Genomic DNA, 19,790 nt, shown 5'->3' on the forward strand with positions numbered 1-19,790 from the left:
CCTCCGCGGGTTGAAGAAGGACAGAAAGACAGCGGCCGATCGGACTTTTTCGCGGGACACCGCGGAACCGGCTCCGCCGGGCCGCCGGTGTCGCCCCCGGTAGGGGGTTGGCGAAGCGACACGAAGTGCGCGCAGCCTGGGGGCGAGCCTATTTAGCTTCGGCCTTGCCCTCGTAGCGCTTGCTCCACTCGGCCAGGATGCGTTCGCGGTTCTTGGCGGCCCAGTTCAGGTCGTTCTTCGCGAGCAGCTTCTCGTAGTTGTCGGGAATGCCCTCGAGCTTCGAGACCACGCCGGGGTAGGCCACCACGGCCCACCAGCGCGCGCTGATCTGGTTGGCCTCCTTGCTCGCCATCCAGTCGGCGAAGCGCCTGGCCTGCTCGAGCTTGGTGCTGGTCTTCATGAGGCTGGTGGCCTCGATGTCCCAGCCCAGGCCTTCCTTCGGGAAGATCAGGTCGACCGGCGCGCCCGACTTCTTGACCTGGTGGGCGCGGAACTCGAACGAGATGCCGATCGGGAACTCGCCCGCGCCGGCCTGCTTGCAGGGCTTGGAGCCCGAGTGCACGTACTGCGCGATGTTCTGGTGCAGCGCGTCCATGTACTTCCAGCCCTCGGCATCGCCCCACATCTGCAGCCACGAGGACACGTCGAGGTAGCCGGTGCCGCTGGAGGCCGGGTGCGGCATCGAGATGGCGCCCTTGTAGACCGGCTTGGCCAGGTCCTTCCAGCTCTCGGGCTTGGGCAGGCCGAGCTTCTGGGCCTCGACCCGGTTGAAGCAGATGGTGGCGGCCCAGACGTCCATGCCGACCCAGGCCGGCGGGCGCGCGGCATCGGAGTAGGCCGGGTTCAGTTCCTTGAAGCCCTTGGGCTCGTAGGGCAGCAGCATGCCTTCCTGCTGCAGCAGCGCGAGGCTGCTGGCGGCCAGGCCGGCCACCACGTCGGCCTGCGGATTGGCTTTCTCGGCCAGCAGCTTGGCGGTGACGATGCCGGTGGAGTCGCGCACCCACTTCACCTCGATGTCGGGATTGGCCTTCTCGAAGGCGTCCTTGTAGAGCTTCATGGCATCGGTCTCGAGCGCGGTGTAGACCAGGAGCGAGGTCTTCTGCGCCCAGGCGGCGCCGCTGGCCGCGAGGCCGAGCGCCGCGGCGCACAGGACGGCCGCGAGACGGCGCGAGCTTGGTTTCATCGTCATCTGTTTCTCCTGAGAGGGCTTGCTGTCACGGAAGGGTGAGTGGCGGGCGTCCGGGGCCTGACGGCCGGGATCCGGTGGAGGCAATGTAGATTGCAGACTTAAGACTGTCAATAAAAAATTGTTGACAGTTTTCAATCCGAGGCCGGAGAATGCGTTCCATGGTCACCAGCAATCCCTCCTCCGCCCTCGCGTTCCTCCAGTCCAGCTCGCTGCCGATGCTGATGCAGGAGGAGATCGAGCGATTGATCATGACGGGCGAGCTCCCGGTGGGCAGCCGCATCAACGAGAGCGAGCTCTCGCAGCGCTTCAACACCAGCCGCGGCCCGATCCGCGAAGCGCTGCGTGCGCTGGAGGAGGCGGGCCTGGTGCGCAACGAGAAGAACCGCGGCGTCTTCGTGCGCGAGATCGCGTTCGAGGAGGCCGACGAGATCTACGAACTGCGCGAGGCGCTGGAGGAAATCATCGGCCGCCGCGTGGCGTTGGCGATCAAGCCCGATGCCGTCGAGCGGCTGCGCGCCATGCTCGATGCCATGCGCTCGGCGGCCCAGGCGCAGGACGTGGAGCAGTACGCGCAGCTCAATCTGCAGTTCCACGAGATCCTGCTCGACACCGCGGGCAGCAAGAAGCTGACCGAGACCTACAAGCGCCTCGTGAAGGAGCTGCACCTGTTCCGCATGCGCGCCCTCGACAGCGGGGGCGGCCTGCGGGTCTCGGCCGACGAGCACCGCGACATCGTCGAGGCCATCGCCAGCGGCGACCCCGACATCGCGGGCCGCGCGCTGCGCCAGCACGTCGCGGGCAGCCGCGCCCGCATGCACAAGGCCTTCGGCCGCGCCGGTGCCGAAGCCGCCACCACGAACAACCCACCCCAAAAGGAAGTCTGAAATGACACCGGAGACCCTCGAAGTCAATGCCAGGAGCTACCGCTGGATGGCGCGCCCGATCGTGGTCGTGTGCGTGGACGGCTGCGAGCCGGACTACCTCGACGCGGCCATCGCCGCGGGCGTGGCGCCGTACATCGGGCGCATGCGAAAGGAGGGCGCCGACCTGCTGGCCGACTGCGTCGTGCCGTCCTTCACCAACCCGAACAACCTGTCGATCGTGACCGGCGCGCCGCCCGCGGTGCACGGCATCTGCGGCAACTACTTCTTCGACCGCGAGCTGGGCCAGGAAGTGATGATGAACGACCCCAAGTACCTGCGCGCCGGCACCGTGCTGGCCGCCTTCGCCGACGCGGGCGCCAAGCTGGCCGTGGTCACGGCCAAGGACAAGCTGCGCAAGCTGCTGGGCCACCGCATGAAGGGCATCTGCTTCTCGTCCGAGAAGTCGGACCAGGTGACGATGGAGGAGAACGGCATCGACGACGTGCTCGGCATGGTCGGCATGCCGGTGCCCTCGGTCTACAGCGCCGAGCTCTCCGAGTTCGTGTTCGCGGCCGGCGTGAAGCTGATGGAGTCGCGCCGCCCCGACCTGATGTACCTGTCGACCACCGACTACGTGCAGCACAAGGCCGCGCCCGGCAGCGAACAGGCCAATGCCTTCTACGCGATGATGGACCGCTACCTCGCGCAGCTCGATGCGCTCGGCGCCACCATCGTCCTGACCGCCGACCACGGCATGAACGACAAGCACGGCGCCGACGGCTCGCCCAACGTCATCTACCTGCAGGACGTGCTCGACGGTTGGTACGGCACCGGCACCGCGCGCGTGATCCTGCCGATCACCGATCCCTACGTGGTGCACCACGGCGCGCTCGGCTCCTTCGCCACCGTCTACGCGCCCGACGAGGCCAGCGTGCCGGGCTGGATCGAGCGCATCCGGCAGGTGCCGGGCATGGAATCGGTGCTGTCGCGCAAGGAAGCGGCGCAGCGCTTCGAGCTGCCGCCCGACCGCATCGGCGACATCGTGGTCGTGAGCGAGAAGAACACCGTGATCGGCACCGCGGCCAGCCGCCACGACCTGTCGGCGCTCGAGGTGCCGCTGCGCTCGCACGGCGGCGTGTCGGAGCAGCGCGTGCCGCTGATCTGCAACCGCCCGGTGGCGGGCATCGCCGCCGGCCGCCGGCTGCGCAACTTCGATGCGCTCGACATCGCGCTGAACCACGCCCAGTAACCGACCGCCGGAGCACCCATGAGCCAAGCCACGCTGAAGCCAGGCACCATCCACCGCGAAGCCCTGCGCATCGCCGGCGAGCGCGTCTACCGCGACCGCACGATCGAGGTCACCTATCCCTACACCGGCGAGGTGATCGCCACCGTGCCCAAGGCCACGCTCGACGACGTGCGCAACGCGCTGCGCATCGCGCGCGACTACAAGCCCACGCTCACGCGCTACGAGCGCTACAAGATCCTGATGCGCGCGGGCGAGATCATCGCCTCGCGCCTCGACGAGATCTCGCGCACCATCACGCTCGAATCGGGCCTGTCGCGCAAGGACTCGCTCTACGAGGTGGGCCGCGCCTCCGACGTGCTGCTGTTCGCGGCCAACCAGGCGCTGGTCGACGACAGCCAGGTGTTCTCCTGCGACCTCACGCACCACGGCAAGAGCCGCAAGGTCTACACGCTGCGCGAGCCGCTGCAGGGCGCGATCACGGCCATCACGCCGTTCAACCATCCGCTCAACCAAGTGATCCACAAGGTGGCGCCGGCCATCGCCACCAACAACCGCATCGTGCTCAAGCCCAGCGAGAAGACGCCGCTGGCGGCCTTCCTGCTGGCCGACATCCTCTACGAGGCAGGCCTGCCGCCGCCGATGCTGTCGGTGCTCACGGGCGACCCGCGCGAGATCGCCGACGAGCTGCTGACCAATGCCGACGTCGACCTCGTCACCTTCACCGGCGGCGTGCCGATCGGCAAGTACATCGCGGCCAAGGCGGTCTACAAGCGCCAGATCCTCGAGCTCGGCGGCAACGACCCGATCATCGTGATGGACGATGCCGACATCGAGGAGGCGGCCACGCTCGCGGCCAGCGGCTCGTACAAGAACTCGGGCCAGCGCTGCACCGCGATCAAGCGCATGCTGGTGCACGAATCGGTGGCCGACCAGTTCGTCGAGCTGCTGGTGGCCAAGACCCGCGCATTGAAGTACGGCGACCCGATGGATCCCGACACCGACATGGGCACGGTGATCGACGAGGCCGCCGCGAAGCAGTTCGAGGGCGTGGTCGACGAGGCCATCGCGGCCGGCGCGAAGCTGTTGTACGGCAACGAGCGCCGCGGCGCGCTGTATTCGCCGACGGTGCTCGACCGCGTCGACCCCGGGATGACGGTGGCCAAGCACGAGACCTTCGGACCCGTGTCGCCGGTGATCCGCTTCAAGACCATCGACGAGGCGATCCGCATCTCGAACGGCACGGCCTACGGCCTGTCGTCGTCGATCTGCACCAACCGGCTCGACCACATCACGCGCTTCATCCGCGAGCTCAACGTCGGCAGCGTCAACGTGCGCGAGGTGCCGGGCTACCGGCTCGAACTCACGCCCTTCGGCGGCATCAAGGACTCCGGCCTGGGCTACAAGGAAGGCGTGCTCGAGGCGATGAAGAGCTTCACCAACACCAAGACCTACTCGCTGCCCTGGTAACCATGAGCCTGAGCCTTCCCGACATCGTCGGCCTGTTCGAAACCAAGGGCCATGCCCAGTACGACGGCGAGCCCGTCACCCAGCTCGAGCATGCGCTGCAATCCGCGCACCTGGCCGAGCAGGAGGGGGCGGACAGCGCGCTGATCGCCGCCTCGCTGCTGCACGACCTGGGCCACCTGCTGCACGACTTCGGCGGCACGCCGACGCAGCAGGGGCTCGACGACCTGCACCAGTACCGCTGCCTGCCGTTCCTGCGCGCGCTGTTCGGCCCGGCCACGCTGGAGCCGATCCGGCTGCACGTCGATGCCAAGCGCTTCCTGTGCGCGCGCGAGCCCGGCTACCTCGAGGCGCTGTCGCCCGATTCGCAGCGCAGCCTGCAGCTGCAGGGCGGCGTGTTCGATTCGGCGCAGGCCAGTGCCTTCGAGGCGCTGCCTTACGCGAAGGACGCGGTGCGGCTGCGGCGCTGGGACGACACGGCCAAGTGCGCCGACGCGAAGACGCCGGACCTCGCGCATTACGTGCGGCACCTGGAGGCCGCGTTGAAGCCCACTGCCATCGCCGCATGAGCGCCGCGCCACTGGTCGTGCTGGCGCGCCGGCCGGCCACGCAGGAAGACGTGCCTTTCCTGCTCGCGCTGCGGCAGCGCACGATGAACGGCCACGTGGTGGCTTCGGGCGCCGAGGTCAGCGACGCGCACCACATGGCGCGGCTGATGCACCGCTTCGAATGCGCCGAGGTGCTGCTGCACGAGGGCGAGCCGGTCGGCCTGCTCAAGGTGTCGCGCGATCCGCACGAATGGGTGCTGATCCAGATCCAGCTCACGTCGCGCTATCAGGGCGGCGGCATCGGCACCGGGCTGCTGGCCGAGGTCGTCGCCGAGGCCGAGCGCGCGGGCGTGAACCTCACGCTCAGCGTGCTCAAGGCGAATCCGGCCCGCGCGCTCTATGCGCGCTTCGGCTTCCTCGTCGAGCGCGAGTCCGAGTTTTCCTACGAGATGCGGCGCAAGCCCTGACCCCTTCACGGAGCCGCCATGCGCCCCTTCTGGATCGAACAGGCCCTGTTCCACGACGGCGACCTCGCGCCCGCGCTGCAGGGCGAATGCGAGGCCGACCTCTGCATCGTCGGCGGCGGCTTCACCGGCCTGTGGACCGCGATCCAGGCCAAGCAGCAGGCGCCCGCGCTCGACATCGTCATCCTCGAGAGCGACCTCTGCGGTGCCGGTGCGAGCGGCCGCAACGGCGGCTGCCTGCTCACCTGGTCGGCCAAGTTCCTGACCCTGCGCCGGCTGTTCGGCGAGGACGAGGCGGTGCGCCTGGTCAAGGCCTCGGAAGCGGCGGTGCAGCACATCGCCGACTTCTGCGCCGCCCACGGCATCGACGCCGAACTGCGCCAGGACGGCACGCTCTACACCGCCACCTCGCCGGCCCAGGTCGGCACGCTCGATCCGATGATGCGGGCGCTCGAGGCGCGCGGCATCCATTCCTATCGCACCTTGCCGCCCGAGGAAGTGGCGCGGCGCTCGGGCTCGGCGCGCAACCTCGCGGGCGTGTACTCGCCGATCGCGGCCACCGTGCATCCGGGCAAGCTGGTGCGCGGGCTGCGGCGCGTGGCGCTGGCGATGGGCATCCGCATCCACGAACGCACGCCGATGCTCGATTTCTCCACCGGCCATCCGGTCGTGGTGCGCACGCCGGCCGGCAGCGTGCGCGCGAACAAGCTGGTGCTCGCGATGAATGCCTGGATGGCCAGCCGCTTCGCGCAGTTCGAGCGCACCATCGCGATCGTGTCGAGCGATATGGTGATCACCGAGCGCTGCCCCGAGTTGCTCGCGCGCAGCGGCCTGGTCGATGGTGTGTCGGTGCTCGATTCGCGCACCTTCGTCTATTACTACCGCAGCACCGCCGATGGCCGCCTCATGCTGGGCAAGGGCGGCAACACCTTCGCCTGGGGCGGGCGCATGGCCAAGGTGTTCGACGAGCGCTCGCCCTACGAGGCCGAGCTCACGCAGGCGCTGCGTTCCTTCTTCCCGGCCCTGAGCGAAACGCCGATCACCGCGAGCTGGAACGGCCCGTCCGACCGCTCGGTCACGGGCTTCCCGTTCTTCGGCCGGCTCGATGGCGCGCCGCACATCTACTACGGCTTCGGCTACTCGGGCAACGGCGTCGGGCCGACCTACATGGGCGGGCAGATCCTGTCGTCGCTGGTGCTCGACCAGGACAACGCCTGGACGCGCAGCCCGATCACGAAGGGGCCGCTGGGCTACTTCCCGCCCGAGCCGGTGCGCTACGTGGGATCGATCGTGGTGCGCAATGCGATCCGCCGCAAGGAGCGGGCCGAGGACGAGAACCGCCAGCCGTGGCTGGTGGATCGCATGCTCAGCAAGCTCGCCAACGCAGCGGGCAAGGCCGACAAGGCCTGACCCGCGTTCCGTCGTTCAGGCCGTCTCGGCCAGCGCGTCGCCCAGCGCATTGATCATGCGATCGATCTCCGCCTTCTCCGAAATGAACGGCGGCGCGAGCTGGATGGTGTCGCCGCCGTAGCGCACGTAGAAGCCCTTCTTCCAGCAGTTCATCGCGATCTCGTAGGGGCGGCGCGCCGGTTCGCCGGGCAGCGCGGCGATGGTGAGGCCGGCCGCGAGGCCGAAGTTGCGGATGTCGGTGACGTGCTTGCTGCCCTTGAGGCTGTGCACGGCGTTCTCGAAATGCGGGGCCAGCGCCTTCACGCGCGCGGGCATGTCTTCCTTCTGCAGCACGTCGAGCGCGGCGATGCCGGCGGCGCAGGCCACCGGGTGGGCCGAGTAGGTGTAGCCGTGCGGGAACTCGAGCATGTAGTCGGGGCCGCCCGCGGCCATGAAGGTGTCGTAGATCTCCTTGCTGGCGATCACGGCGCCCAGCGGCTGCGCGCCGTTGGTGATCTGCTTGGCGGCATTCATGATGTCGGGCACCACGCCGAAGGCATCGGCGCCGGTGAGCGTGCCGCAGCGGCCGAAGCCGGTGATGACCTCGTCGAAGATCAGCAGGATGTTGTGCGCGGTGCAGATGTCGCGCAGGCGCTTGAGGTAGCCCTGCGGCGGGATCACCACGCCGGCCGAACCGGCGAAGGGCTCGACGATGACGGCCGCGATGTTCGAGGCGTCGTGCAGCGCGATCAGGTCGAGCAGGCGGTCGGCCAGCTCGGCGCCGTTTTCGGGCATGCCGCGCGTGAAGGCATTGGCCGCGAGCTGGGTGTGGGGCAGGTGGTCGGCCTCGACGCCCTGGCCGAACAGCTTGCGGTTGGCGCCGATGCCGCCGACCGAGATGCCGCCGAAGTTGACGCCGTGGTAGCCCTTCTCGCGGCCGATCAGCCGGGTCTTGCTCGCCTGGCCCTTGGCGCGCCAGTAGGCGCGCGCCATCTTGAGCGAGGTGTCGGCGGCCTCGGAGCCCGAGCCGGTGAAGAAGACGTAGTCGAGACCGGCGGGCGTCAGTTCCTTGAGCCGGTTGGCGAGCTCGAAGGACAGCGGATGGCCGAACTGGAAGGCCGGCGAATAGTCGAGCTTGGCGATCTGGCGGCTCACCGCTTCGGTGATCTCGGGGCGGCCGTGGCCCAGGCCCGAGCACCACAGGCCCGAGAGGCCGTCGAAGATCTTGCGGCCTTCGTGGTCGGTGAAGTAGGCGCCCTTGGCCTCGACGATCAGGCGCGGGTCGGCCTTGAACTGGCGGTTGGCGGTGTAGGGCATCCAGTGCGCCTCGAGCCAGGCGGCATCGGTGCGCGGGGCCGGGTTGGCGAGATCGGGCGTGGCGAGGGTCATGGGTGCGTCCAGGTTGGGTGGGAAAGGTGACGCGCCGATTGTTGGCAAGCCATTCAGTGTGGAGAATGGCGCAATATCAATGTTCACTTGACGATCCATGCAAGTAAAAGAAGGCGCTTCCACGGCCCGCAGCCGTGCCGTGCTGGGCCAGCTCAGCGACATGGACCTGCGCCTGCTCAAGGTGTTCAAGAGCGTGGTCGACTGCGGCGGCATGGCGGCGGCCGAGCTCGAGCTCAACATCGGCACCTCGACCGTGAGCCGCCATGTGAAGGACCTCGAGACCCGGCTCGGCCTGGTGCTGTGCCGGCGCGGCCGGGCCGGCTTCGCCCTCACGGCCGAGGGCCAGCGCGTCTACGACGAGACGCTGCGGCTGCTGGCCTCGGTCGATGCCTTCCGCGGCAGCATCGACGACATCCACAACCGCATGGGAGGCCAGCTCGAGGTGGCGCTGTTCGACAAGACCGCGACCAATCCGCAGGCGCGCATCGGCGAGGCGATCGCGCGTTTTGCCGAAGTGGCGCCCGAGGTCAGCCTGGCGGTGCACGTGGGGTCGATCAACGCGATCGAGCAGGGCGTGCTCGAGGGTCATTTCCAGATCGGCATCATCCCGGCGCACCGCAGCTCGAAGAGCCTGGTCTATGAGGAGCTGTTCGGCGAGACCATGCTGCTGTATTGCGGCCGCGGCCATCCGCTGTTCGAGGCCAGCCATGCGAAGCTCACCTGGCCGAAGCTGCGCGAGCATCATTTCGCGGGCCTGGGCTACCACTCGCCGAACATGGAGCTGAGCCACCGCGCGCAGCTCTCGCGCAAGGCCACGGGCTTCGACCAGGAGGCGATCGCCACGCTCATCCTGTCGGGGCGCTTCCTGGGCTTCCTGCCCGACCACTATGCGCAGGTGTTCGAGCAGCGCGGGCTGATGCGCCCGGTGCTGCCCGAGCGCTTCCATTACGAATGCCGCTTCGTGAGCCTGCTGCGGCGTTCGCCGAAGCCTTCGCGCGCGGTGCTGGCGTTCCAGGCCTGCCTCACGGCGGCGCACCGCGGCAAGTAGGAGACGCGCTCAGCGCTGTGCGTTGGGCACCAGCAGATGCTTGGCGCCGATGTGCGCCTCCATCTCGTGCATGTGCTGCTCGGCGTCGACCATGTGCTCGCTCATCAGCCGGCGCACGGTCTCGGCGTCCTCCTTGCGGTAGGCCGCCAGCAGCTGCGTGTGGTAGTCGACGTTGGCCTCGCCGAAGTGGTGATGGTCGAGCGCCTTCTTGTAGACCACGAGGTCGCGCAGCAGGTCGTTGAGGAAGCGGCACATGAAGGACAGCACCGGGTTGGGGCAGGCCTCGGCCAGGATGGTGTGGAAGGCCAGCTCGGCTTCGCGCTGGATGCGCAGCTCGTCCTCGGAGGTGGGCTCCTTGGTGCACAGGCGCACGTTCTCCTCGAGCCGCTCGAGCAGTTCGGGCGTGAGCCGGCCCACCACGCTGACCGCGAGCTCGGGCTCGAGCGCCTTGCGCAGCTGGTAGATGTGGTGGCCGTCGAGGTGGTGGAAGTGCAGGAAGTTGCGCAGCGGCTCCGACGCATGCTCGACCGACACCTGCTGCAGGTAGGCGCCGCCGCCGGGCCCGGTGCGGATCGAGATCAGGCCGCTGACCTCGAGCGCCTTGAGCGCCTCGCGCACCGTGCTCTTCGAATAGCCGAACAGCTCGATCAGTTCCTTCTCGTTCGGCAGCCGGTCGCCCGGCTGCTTGCGCTCGGCCACGATCCAGCGCTTCACGTCCTCGACGATGACGTCCGAGAGCTTTTGTCGCTTCGGGCGGTGTTGCCCCACTGTCATGCCCACGCTCGATGTCCCTCGGGAGATGCGCGGAATGCGCAACAGCGGGCGATCTTACCCAGCGGTCCTGGGCGCATCGGCGTGGTGCACGCGGGCGGGGCGAGGGGCCCGCGAAGTGGGTGGTTTTTGGGCACGGGGATTGCTAACGGGTTTTTACCAGCATATTAATCCTATTTATCCGCTTAAATTCGCCGCGACCGCGGACGCCCATCTCTCCCCACCCTCACCACGACGGAGTTCCTCTTGCAACGCAGACACCTTCTTCAACTGGCCGCCCTGTCGGCCGCTCCCGCTTCCCTGCTGGCCGGCCGTTCGGCCTTCGCGCAATCGGCCGAGGCGATCCGCTTCGGCTGCCCGGTGCCGATGTCGGGCGCCTTCGCGGCCAACGGCAAGTTCGCCGACCTCGGCATGAAGCTGGCGATCGAGCAGTACGGCAGCGTGCTCAAGCGCCCGCTGGCCTACACGGTGCTCGACACCGAGGGCAAGCCCGCGACCGCGGTGCGCAAGGTGCAGGAAGCCTCGCAGCAGCAGGGCACGAAGTTCTTCGCGGGCGGCATCCTGTCGTCGGAAGCGCTGGCCATGGGCAAGGAGGCCGAGAAGGCCGGCGGCCTGTTCATCACCACCGCGGGCGCCGACGAGATCACCGGCAAGGACTGCAACCCCGCCACCTTCCGCTGGTCGGTGCCCACCTTCGGTGCCATCGAGCAGACGGTGCGCCCACTGGTCGCGCAGATGCCCAAGGCCAAGCGCTGGTACACGATCACGCCGCAGTACGTGTTCGGCGACGGCCTCTTGAGCGCGGCCAAGACCATCTTCCAGGAGAAGGGCATCGAGCACGTGGGCAACAGCTACCACTCGCTCAACGAGAAGGAGTTCAGCGGCTACCTCACCAACGCGATGGCGGCCAAGCCCGACGTGCTGCTGCTGCTGAACTTCGGCGCGCAGTCCTCGGCCGCGCTGCGCCAGGCGGTGAGCTTCGGCATGCACAAGAACATGACGATCCTGATGGCCTGGGCCTCGGGGCTCGAGCAGTTCGACGAGCTCGGCGCCGACCTCTGCGACGGCGTGTACTTCGGCGCGCAGTACTGGCACACGGTGGATGCGCCGCTCAACAAGGAGCTGGTCAAGCGCACCGCCGACAAGCTCAAGATCGTGCCCAACTACAGCCTCGCCGGCTCGTACGTCTGCACCAAGATCCTGATCGACGGCATCGTGAAGGCCGGCACGGTCGACCAGAAGGCCGTGATCGCCGCGCTCGAGGGCATGAAGTTCGACGGGCTCACCGGCGGCGAGGAGATCCGCAAGGCCGACCACCAGGTGGTGAAGGACTACTACCTGCTCAAGGGCAAGGCCAAGTCGAAGATGAAGGACGCGGCGGACTATGTCGACGTGGTGAGTTCGGGCAAGTCCTTCCTGCCCGTCGACAAGACGGGCTGCAAGCTGGCCTGACGCCGCTTCCGTTCGCACACCTTCTCCACCGTTCGCCCTGAGCTTGTCGAAGGGCTGTTCGCGCCTGCGCCAGGCTTCGACAGGCTCAGCCCGAACGGTGGTGGGGAATGCAACCTGCACGGTTGTCGTGCGGGATCGAACGGATCCTGAAAACCGGAACCCCCATGTCCGTCTACCTGCTCCAGACCATCAACGGCATCGGCATCGGCATGCTGTATTTCCTGCTGGCCGTCGGCCTGTCGATCGTGTTCGGCCTGCTGCGCTTCGTGAACTTCGCGCACGGCGCCTTCTACCTGCTGGGCGCCTACCTGTGCTTCCAGGCGCTGCAGTGGGGCCTGAACTTCTGGGCCGCGCTGGTGCTGGTGCCGCTGGCCGTCGGCGCGCTCGGCTGGCTGGCCGAGAAGCTGCTGCTGCGCCGCGTGTACGCGAAGGCGCATGAATTCCACATCCTCGTCACCGTGGGCCTGGCGCTCGCGGTGCAGGAGATCGTGATCGTGTTCTGGGGTCCGCTGGGCAACAGCGTGCCCACGCCCGACCTGCTGCAGGGCGTGGTGATGTGGGGCAGCTTCATCTATCCGAAGTACCGGCTGTTCGTGATCGGCTTCACCGCCGTGCTCGCGGTGCTGCTGTGGTGGGTGCTCGAGGGCACGCGCCTGGGCAGCGCGGTGCGCGCGGGCAGCGAGTCGACCGAGATGGTCTCGCTGCTCGGCATCAACGTGTTCCGCGTCTTCAGCCTGGTGTTCGCGCTCGGCGCGGCCACGGCGGCGCTGGCCGGCGTGCTGGCCGCGCCGATCCGCGGCGCCGAGCCCTTCATGGGCGTGGAGGCGCTCGGCGTGGCCTTCGTGGTGGTGGTGATCGGCGGGCTCGGCAGCTTCGGCGGCGCGCTGGTCGGCGGCCTGCTGATCGGCATCGTGCAGAGCCTGATGAGCACCCTGTGGCCGCCCGGTGCGAGCCTGATGATCTACATCGCGATGGCGGCCGTGCTGCTGCTGCGCCCGCATGGCCTGCTCGGCCGCAGAGGATGAACGCCATGCCCAGAAAAATCACTTTCCTGCTGGCACTGGCCGTCACGCTGGCGCTGCCGTTGTTCATGCGCTCGGGCTCGCTCGCGAGCGAGGTGCTGATCTACGCGCTCGCCGCGCTCGGCTGCAACCTGCTCTTGGGCTACACGGGCCTGCTGTCCTTCGGCCAGGGCATCTTCTTCGGCCTGGGCAGCTACACCATCGCGATCCTGCTCACGCGGCTTTCGCTGCCGATGCCGCTGGCGCTGCTCGCGGCCATCGGCATGGGCGCGCTCGGCGCGGCGCTGGTCGGCTGGGTCGCGATCCGCCAGCGCGGCACCTACTTCGTGATGCTCACGCTGGCCTTCGCGCAGATGTTCTATTTCGTGGCCTACACGGCCTCGGGCCTGACCGGCGGCGACAACGGCCTGCTCGACGTGCCGCGCCCGGCCTTCATGGACACGCCGTGGAAGTACTACGCCTTCGTGGCCGTGATGTTCCTGATCGCCTTCGGCCTGCTGCTGCGCGTGACCGACTCGGTGTTCGGCCGCACGCTGCTGGCGATCCGCGACAACGGCGACCGCGCCGCCGCGGTGGGCTACGACCTGCGGCGCTTCAAGCTGCTGGCCTTCGTGATCTCGGGCGCCGTCACCGGCCTCGCGGGCGGGCTGCACGCCATGATGACCGGCATCGCACCGCTGTCGAACGCCGAGTACCACACGAGCGAGATGATCCTGGTCATCACCGTGATCGGCGGCACCGGCAACCTGTTCGCCTCGGTGCTGGGTTCGGCCTTCTACGTGCTGCTGGCCGACTGGCTCTCCACGCTGTGGCCGCGCTGGCTGCTGCTGTTGGGGCTGCTGCTGATCGGCGTGAGCATCGGCATGCAGCGCGGCCTCTGGGGGCTGGGCGAGAGCGCCTGGCGACGCATCTTCAGGAAGGGCGCGCAAGGCGCAGACGCCACCGCCGCGCAGGGAGAGAAAGCATGAGCGACATCCTCATCGAAGCCGTCGGCGTCACCAAGCACTACGGCAAGTTCGCCGCGCTCGGCGGCGTCGACCTCCAGATCCGCCGCAACACCGTGCACTCGGTGATCGGCCCGAACGGCGCGGGCAAGACCACGCTGTTCCACATGCTCACGGGCACCGGAACCACCACCGGCGGGCGCATCCTGTTCGACGGCTACGACGTGACGCGCGAGCCCGACCACCGCCGCGTGCAGCGCGGCATGGCGCGCTCGTTCCAGGTCACGAGCCTGTTCGGCAGCCTCGCGGTGCGCGAGAACCTGCGCGTGGCGGCGCAGGGCATCGCGCCGCGCCAGGCCATGAACTGCTGGCGCGCGCCGGTCGGCGAGATGGCCTGCAAGGCGATCGTGGACGAGGTGCTGCAGCGCGTGGGCCTCGAGCGCTTCGCCAACGTGCCGGCGGCCGAGCTCTCGCACGGCCAGCAGCGGCGGCTCGAGGTCGGCATGGCGCTGGCCGCGCGGCCGAAGGCGATCTTCCTCGACGAACCGACCTCGGGCATGGGCATCGACGACCTCGACGACATGAAGCAGCTGATCCGCGGCCTGCGCGACCGGCACACCGTGGTGCTGATCGAACACAACATGAACATCGTGATGGACATCTCCGACACCGTGACCGTGATGCAGCTGGGCCGCGTGCTGGCCGAGGGGTTGCCGGGCGACATCCGCGCCGATGCGCGCGTGCGCAGCGCCTACCTCGGCAACATGATCACGGGAGGCAAGGCATGAGCACGGCCCCCATCCTCGAGGTCGAGGGCCTGCACGCGCACTACGGCAAGAGCCACGTGCTGCAGGGCGTGTCGCTGCGCGTGGGCGAGGCCGAACTGGTGACGCTGCTGGGCCGCAACGGCGCGGGCAAGTCGACCACGCTCAAGAGCATCGCGGGCGCGGTCACGCCCACGGCCGGGCGCGTGCGCTTCCAGGGGGCCGACATCGCGGGCCAGCCCGCGCACCGCATCGCCGCGCGCGGCGTCTGCCTGGTGCCCGAGCACCGCGGCATCTTCAAGCTGCTGACGGTCGAGGAGAACCTGCTGCTCGGCCAGCGGCGCGAGTCGCCGTGGCAGCTCGACGACATCTACCGCATCTTTCCGCGCCTGAAGGAGCGGCGCCGCAACGGCGGCGGCCAGCTCTCGGGCGGTGAGCAGCAGATGCTGGCGATCGGCCGTGCGCTGATGAATCACCCGCGCCTCTTGATCCTCGACGAGCCGGTCGAGGGCCTGGCGCCGGTGATCGTGGAGGAGATCGTCGCGCAGCTCCAGACCATCAAGGCCGCGGGCGTCGCGATCCTGCTGGTGGAACAGAACCTCGAGGTCTGCGTGCAGCTCGCCGACCGCCACTACATCGTCGAGCAGGGCCGGATCGTGCACGAGGCCGGCAATGCCGCCTTCATGGCCGACCACGACGTGAAAGACCGCTACCTGGGCGTGGGCCTCGCCTGAGGCGCACTCATCGATTCAAAGAAAACCATGACATCACACACCGAACTGCGTATCGACGGCCAGCGCCTCTGGCGCTCGCTGATGGAACTGGCGCGCCTGGGCGCCACCGAGAAGGGCGGCGTCTGCCGCATCGCGCTGACCGAACTCGACCGCCAGGGCCGCGACCTGTTCGTGCGCTGGGTGCGCGAGGCGGGCTGCGAGGTGCGCGTCGACGCCATCGGCAACATCTTCGCGCGCCGCGCCGGCCGCAACGCCACGCTGCCGCCGGTCACCACCGGCAGCCACATCGACACCCAGCCCACGGGCGGCAAGTTCGACGGCAACTACGGCGTGCTGGCCGGGCTGGAGGTGATCCGCTGCCTCAACGACGCCGGCGTGCAGACCGAGGCGCCGATCGAGGTGGCCGTGTGGACCAACGAGGAGGGCTCGCGCTTCGTGCCCGTGATGATGGGTTCGGGCGTGTTCGCCGATGCCTTCACGCTCGAGCATGCGCTCGCGCAGCGCGACACCGAGGGCGTGAGCGTGGCCGAGGCGCTCGCGGCCATCGGCTACGCGGGCAGCGTGCCGGCTTCGGCGGCTTCGTCGCCGGTTGGCGCCTACTTCGAGGCGCACATCGAGCAGGGGCCGGTGCTCGAGGCGCACGAGCGCGTCATCGGCGTGGTCGAGGGCGCGCTGGGCCAGCGCTGGTACGACGTGGTGCTGCAGGGCATGGAGGCGCATGCCGGTCCCACGCCGATGGAGCTGCGCAAGGACGCGCTGCTCGCGGCCGCCGAGCTGGTGACCGAGGTCAATCGCATCGCGCTGGCCCATGCGCCGCACGGGCGCGGCACGGTCGGCTGGATCGATGCCTATCCCAACTCGCGCAACGTGATCCCGGGCCGGGTGAAGCTCAGCGTGGACCTGCGCGCGGCCGACGACGTGGTGCTGTCGGCGATGGACGCGGCGCTCAAGGCGGCGGTGCAGCGCATCGCGGGCACGTCGAAGGTGGAGGCGACGCTCGAGCAGGTCGTATATTTCCCGCCGCAGCCCTTCACGCCGGCGCTGGTGTCCGCGGTGCGCGAAGCGGCCGAGGCGCAGGGCCTGGGCTGGATGAACGTGATCAGCGGCGCCGGCCACGACGCGGTGTACCTCGCGCGCGTGTGCCCCACGGCGATGATCTTCGTGCCCTGCCGCGACGGCATCAGCCACAACGAGATCGAGGATGCGCAGCCCGATCATCTCGAGGCTGGCTGCAATGTGTTGCTGCAGGCGATGCTTCGCAGCGCCGGGGTGGCCGCATGAAGGTGCTGATCGCGCGTCTCAACCACGAGACCAACACCTTCTCGCCCGTGCCCACGCCGCTCGCGGCCTTCGGGCCCGACGGCCCGACCTTCGGCGCGCAGGCGTACCGCGACAACAAGGGCATGCGCACCGCGATGTCGGCCTTCATCGACCTGGCCGAGGCGGCCGGCGCCGAGCTGGTCACGCCGGTGTCGGCCTCGGCCAATCCGAGCGGGCCGGTCGATGCGCGTGCCTACGACGAGCTCACGCAACGCATCGTCGATGCTGCGTCGGGTTGCGACGCGATCCTGCTCGACCTGCATGGCGCGATGGTGGCCCACAACAGCGCGGACGGCGAAGGCGACCTGCTGCTGCGGCTGCGTGCCGCCGCGCCCGGCGTGCCGATCGGCGTGGCGCTCGACCTGCATGCCAACGTCACGCCCGCGATGGTGGAGAACGCCGACGTGATCGTCGGCTTCAAGACCTATCCGCACGTCGACATGTACGAGACCGGCGAACACGCGGGCCGGCTGCTGCTCGACCTGCTGGCGGGGCGCGGGCGGCCCGCGATGCGCTGGCATTCGCTGCCGCTGATGGCCCACACGCTGCGCAGCGCCTCCTACACCGGCGCGATGCAGCGCGCCATCGACGCCGCGCGCGCGGCCGAGGCCTCGGGCGAATCGCTCGCGGTGTCGATCCTCGCGGGCTTCTCGCTGTCGGACATCGAGGCGCCGTGCATGAGCGTGATCGTGGTCGACGCGCAGTCGGGCGAGCGCGCGCAGGCCACGGCCGACCGCATCGCGGCGCAGATGTGGAACGAGCGCGAGGCCTTCGTCTACGACAGCGAGCCGCTGGCCGACTCGGTCGCGCGCGCGAAGCAGTTGGCCGAAGGCACCGAGCGTCCGGTGCTGCTGCTCGACCATGGCGACAACTGCATGTCGGGCGGCAGCTGCGACACCATGGACGTGCTGCAGGAGGCGCTGGCGCAGGGCCTCGAGGGCATCGGCGTCGGGCCGCTGTGCGATCCCGAGGCGGTGGCTCAGCTGATCGCGGCGGGCGAGGGCGCGAGTGCGACGGTCGCGCTGGGCAACAAGGTCTCGCTGGCCGGCATCGGCCGCGAGAGCGCGCCGGTGCGGCTCACGGGCACGGTGCGCGGCATCTGCGACGGCGAGTACGTCATCACCGGCCCGACCTACACCGGCCAGCGCGCCAGCATGGGCCGCACCGTGCTGTTCGACATCGGCGCCGCGCGCATCGTGGTCACCGAGCGCACGCAGGAGCCGTGGGACATCGGCGTGTTCGCATGCACGGGGCTCGATCCGCGCCGCGAGCGCTTCCTGCTGCTGAAGTCGCGCATGTACTGCCGGCCGGTGTTCGAGCCGCTCGCGGCCGCGCTGGTGGAGTGCGACAGCCGCGGCGTGACCAGTTCGGACTACGGCCTGTTCCCGTTCGGCAAGGTGCGGCGGCCGGTGTTTCCGCTCGACCCGATCTGAAGGCTTTCATGACCTCCCACGTCATGGACCCCAGGCGCCGCTGAAACGACCATTCCTTCACCCCGCAACGTCGCGGGCATCCACAGAAGGAATCGTCGCCATGAACACCGCCGCACACGACCCCGCCGCCATCGCCCAGGGCTACATCGCCGTCTGGAACGAGACCGATCCCGCGCGCCGCGCCGCGCTGCTCGAAGCCGGCTGGTCGGCCGACGCGCAGTACGTCGACCCGATCATGCAGGGCAGCGGCCATGCGCAGATCAGCGCGTTGGTCGGCGCCGTGCACCAGCGCTACCCGGGCTTCCGCTTCAACCTGCTGGGCAAGGCCGACGCGCACGGCGACCACGTGCGCTTCTCGTGGACGCTCGGGCCGAGCGGCGCCGAGGACCTGATCCAGGGCACCGACTTCGTGCGGCTGGACGCGGGCAAGCTGCGCTCGGTGACCGGCTTTCTCGACAAGGTGCCGGTCGGCGCCTGAGTCAGTCCGTGGTGCCGGTGCCGCGCCCGCGCCAGAGCTTGCGGTAGACGGTGGCGCGGCTGATGCCCAGCGCGCGCGCCGCCTCGGCCACGTTGCCGCGGGCATCGGCCACGGCCTTGCGGATCAGCGCGGTTTCCACGTCGCGCAGCCGCGGGCGGGCTTCGGGCGCGGCGGCACTGGCATGGCTGCCGTCGCCGCGCTGGGGCCGCACCTGTACCCGCAGGCCCGACCACAGCGGCACCTCGAGCACGGCGTCGCCGCGCCGCGCGGCATCGAACAGCATGTCGAGCGGCAGCGCGAACAGGTCGTTGCAATGCAGGCCGCCCTGGCTGCGCGCCAGCGGCTGGTGCAGCATTTGCCGCGCCGCAGCATTGGCGCCGGTGACGTTGCCGCCGCCGTCGATGCACAGCAGGCCCTCGGCCGCCTCGCTGGTGGCGCAGCCGGGCCAGGCCAGGCGCAGCAGCATCTCGCAGGGCGCGCGCAGCACCAGCGCGTTCTCGATGCTGCGCGCCGACAGGGTCGCGAGGTGGCGCAGCTCGGGCCGCTCGGCCACCTGTACGCCGGTCAGGTCGAGCATGCCGATGCAGTCGCCCTGGGGACCGAACAGCGGCGCGCCGGCGCAGCTGTAGACGCTGGTGTCGTCGAAGAAATGCTCGCCGCCGTGCAGCCAGACCGATTCCTGCTCGGCCAGCGCGGTGCCGATCGCGCTGGTGCCGATGGCGCGTTCCGACAGGTCGACGCCGATGCGCGCGATGTTGCGCGCGTAGCGGCTGGCGTCGTCGGTGCCGTCGGGCAGCAGGCCCACGTCGACCACGATGCCCTCGGCATCGGTCAGCACGGCGAAATAGCGGGTGTCGGCGATGGCGCGCGACAAGCGTTCGATCACCGGACGCGCGGCCGACACCAGGGCGCGGTTGCGTTCCGCCACCGCGCGCTGGGCGCTGCGGCCCACCGGCTCGAAGCTCACGCGCTGCTGCGGCTGCTGGCCGGCCTCGATGCAGCGCTGCCAGGAGCGGGCGATCCAGGGTTCGATGCGGCTGCCGGGCGGGGCGCGGAGATCGGCGGCATCGCCATGGATCAGGGCCTGTCGGGCCTGGGCGATGGCCAGCGAGCGCTCGGGTGTCGGCAGGGCGTTGGAAGCGAGCATCTGTTTGCGGGGGCGCGTGGGACGCCCGTTTTTAGGACCTGCCGAACGGCAAGTTGTTTCATTTTGAGAATTTCAGGCCCCCGGCGCAAGCGCCGAGGGTTTTGCCTAGGATAGTGCAGGGG

General features: G+C 69.1%; 19 protein-coding genes. 15 read left to right on the plus strand and 4 right to left on the minus strand.

Features of this window, described 5'->3' with window-relative positions; translation table 11 throughout:
• Positions 1-148: 148 nt before the first annotated feature.
• Positions 149-1,183 (minus strand): putative 2-aminoethylphosphonate ABC transporter substrate-binding protein, encoded by a 1,035-nt coding sequence (locus R0232_RS10545; RefSeq protein WP_371268839.1) that lies wholly within the window; start codon positions 1,181-1,183, stop codon positions 149-151.
• A gap of 164 nt (positions 1,184-1,347) precedes the next feature.
• Here R0232_RS10545 and R0232_RS10550 point away from each other — a divergent pair, with 164 nt between their 5' ends.
• Genes R0232_RS10550 through R0232_RS10575 form a run of 6 tightly spaced genes read left to right on the plus strand, consistent with a single transcriptional unit; the run spans position 1,348 to position 7,187 of the window.
• Positions 1,348-2,073: a phosphonate utilization associated transcriptional regulator gene (locus R0232_RS10550; RefSeq protein WP_208512020.1), complete on the plus strand. Its 726-nt coding sequence runs from the start codon at positions 1,348-1,350 to the stop codon at positions 2,071-2,073.
• Between the two features lies 1 nt (position 2,074).
• The gene (gene phnA, locus R0232_RS10555) at positions 2,075-3,301 is read left to right on the plus strand and encodes a phosphonoacetate hydrolase (protein WP_431512069.1); all 1,227 of its coding nucleotides are present in this window, start codon (positions 2,075-2,077) and stop codon (positions 3,299-3,301) included.
• Between the two features lie 18 nt (positions 3,302-3,319).
• A complete protein-coding gene (phnY, locus tag R0232_RS10560; protein ID WP_431512070.1) occupies positions 3,320-4,768 on the plus strand; it encodes a phosphonoacetaldehyde dehydrogenase in 1,449 nt (482 codons plus the stop codon).
• Positions 4,769-4,770: 2 nt separating this feature from the next.
• Positions 4,771-5,334 (plus strand): phosphonate degradation HD-domain oxygenase, encoded by a 564-nt coding sequence (locus tag R0232_RS10565; RefSeq protein ID WP_093349162.1) that lies wholly within the window; start codon positions 4,771-4,773, stop codon positions 5,332-5,334.
• Positions 5,331-5,780 (plus strand): N-acetyltransferase family protein, encoded by a 450-nt coding sequence (locus R0232_RS10570; RefSeq protein ID WP_431512071.1) that lies wholly within the window; start codon positions 5,331-5,333, stop codon positions 5,778-5,780. Before R0232_RS10565 ends, R0232_RS10570 begins: the two co-directional genes overlap by 4 nt.
• An 18-nt stretch (positions 5,781-5,798) precedes the next feature.
• Entirely contained in the window at positions 5,799-7,187 is a 1,389-nt protein-coding gene (locus tag R0232_RS10575; RefSeq protein WP_431512072.1) for an FAD-dependent oxidoreductase, read from the plus strand.
• 15 nt (positions 7,188-7,202) lie between these two features.
• Here R0232_RS10575 and R0232_RS10580 read toward each other — a convergent pair whose 3' ends face one another.
• Positions 7,203-8,555, minus strand: coding sequence for an aspartate aminotransferase family protein (locus tag R0232_RS10580; protein WP_431512073.1), 1,353 nt, complete (start codon positions 8,553-8,555; stop codon positions 7,203-7,205).
• A gap of 97 nt (positions 8,556-8,652) precedes the next feature.
• Here R0232_RS10580 and R0232_RS10585 point away from each other — a divergent pair, with 97 nt between their 5' ends.
• The gene (locus R0232_RS10585; RefSeq protein WP_208512027.1) at positions 8,653-9,603 is read left to right on the plus strand and encodes a LysR family transcriptional regulator; all 951 of its coding nucleotides are present in this window, start codon (positions 8,653-8,655) and stop codon (positions 9,601-9,603) included.
• Between the two features lie 9 nt (positions 9,604-9,612).
• On the opposite strand, the gene R0232_RS10590 is transcribed toward R0232_RS10585, so the two are convergent.
• Positions 9,613-10,377, minus strand: a complete 765-nt coding sequence (locus R0232_RS10590; RefSeq protein WP_431512074.1) for a FadR/GntR family transcriptional regulator — start codon at positions 10,375-10,377, stop codon at positions 9,613-9,615.
• 243 nt (positions 10,378-10,620) lie between these two features.
• Here R0232_RS10590 and R0232_RS10595 point away from each other — a divergent pair, with 243 nt between their 5' ends.
• From R0232_RS10595 to R0232_RS10630, 8 genes are all read left to right on the plus strand, one after another.
• Positions 10,621-11,826 carry an ABC transporter substrate-binding protein gene (locus R0232_RS10595; protein WP_431512075.1) on the plus strand — a complete coding sequence of 402 codons (1,206 nt, stop codon included), beginning with the start codon at positions 10,621-10,623 and terminating at the stop codon, positions 11,824-11,826.
• 164 nt (positions 11,827-11,990) lie between these two features.
• On the plus strand, positions 11,991-12,851 hold the full coding sequence (locus tag R0232_RS10600; RefSeq protein WP_057589571.1) for a branched-chain amino acid ABC transporter permease: 861 nt from the start codon (positions 11,991-11,993) through the stop codon (positions 12,849-12,851).
• A 5-nt stretch (positions 12,852-12,856) separates the two neighbouring features.
• Entirely contained in the window at positions 12,857-13,816 is a 960-nt protein-coding gene (locus R0232_RS10605) for a branched-chain amino acid ABC transporter permease (protein WP_431512076.1), read from the plus strand.
• The gene (locus R0232_RS10610) at positions 13,813-14,580 is read left to right on the plus strand and encodes an ABC transporter ATP-binding protein (RefSeq protein WP_431512077.1); all 768 of its coding nucleotides are present in this window, start codon (positions 13,813-13,815) and stop codon (positions 14,578-14,580) included. Before R0232_RS10605 ends, R0232_RS10610 begins: the two co-directional genes overlap by 4 nt.
• The gene (locus tag R0232_RS10615; protein ID WP_431512078.1) at positions 14,577-15,290 is read left to right on the plus strand and encodes an ABC transporter ATP-binding protein; all 714 of its coding nucleotides are present in this window, start codon (positions 14,577-14,579) and stop codon (positions 15,288-15,290) included. Before R0232_RS10610 ends, R0232_RS10615 begins: the two co-directional genes overlap by 4 nt.
• Before the next feature lie 27 nt (positions 15,291-15,317).
• Positions 15,318-16,571, plus strand: a complete 1,254-nt coding sequence (locus R0232_RS10620; RefSeq protein ID WP_431512079.1) for a Zn-dependent hydrolase — start codon at positions 15,318-15,320, stop codon at positions 16,569-16,571.
• Complete coding sequence (locus tag R0232_RS10625; protein ID WP_431512080.1) at positions 16,568-18,043, plus strand: M81 family metallopeptidase; 1,476 nt, start codon at positions 16,568-16,570, stop codon at positions 18,041-18,043. The genes R0232_RS10620 and R0232_RS10625 overlap by 4 nt, the downstream gene beginning before the upstream one ends.
• 100 nt (positions 18,044-18,143) lie before the next feature.
• A complete protein-coding gene (locus tag R0232_RS10630; protein WP_203205049.1) occupies positions 18,144-18,521 on the plus strand; it encodes a nuclear transport factor 2 family protein in 378 nt (125 codons plus the stop codon).
• Between the two features lies 1 nt (position 18,522).
• Here R0232_RS10630 and R0232_RS10635 read toward each other — a convergent pair whose 3' ends face one another.
• Positions 18,523-19,668: a helix-turn-helix domain-containing protein gene (locus R0232_RS10635; protein WP_431512081.1), complete on the minus strand. Its 1,146-nt coding sequence runs from the start codon at positions 19,666-19,668 to the stop codon at positions 18,523-18,525.
• Positions 19,669-19,790 lie beyond the last annotated feature (122 nt).

This window comes from Variovorax sp. DAIF25, from assembly GCF_050711835.1.
Taxonomy (GTDB): Bacteria; Pseudomonadota; Gammaproteobacteria; order Burkholderiales; family Burkholderiaceae_C; genus Variovorax.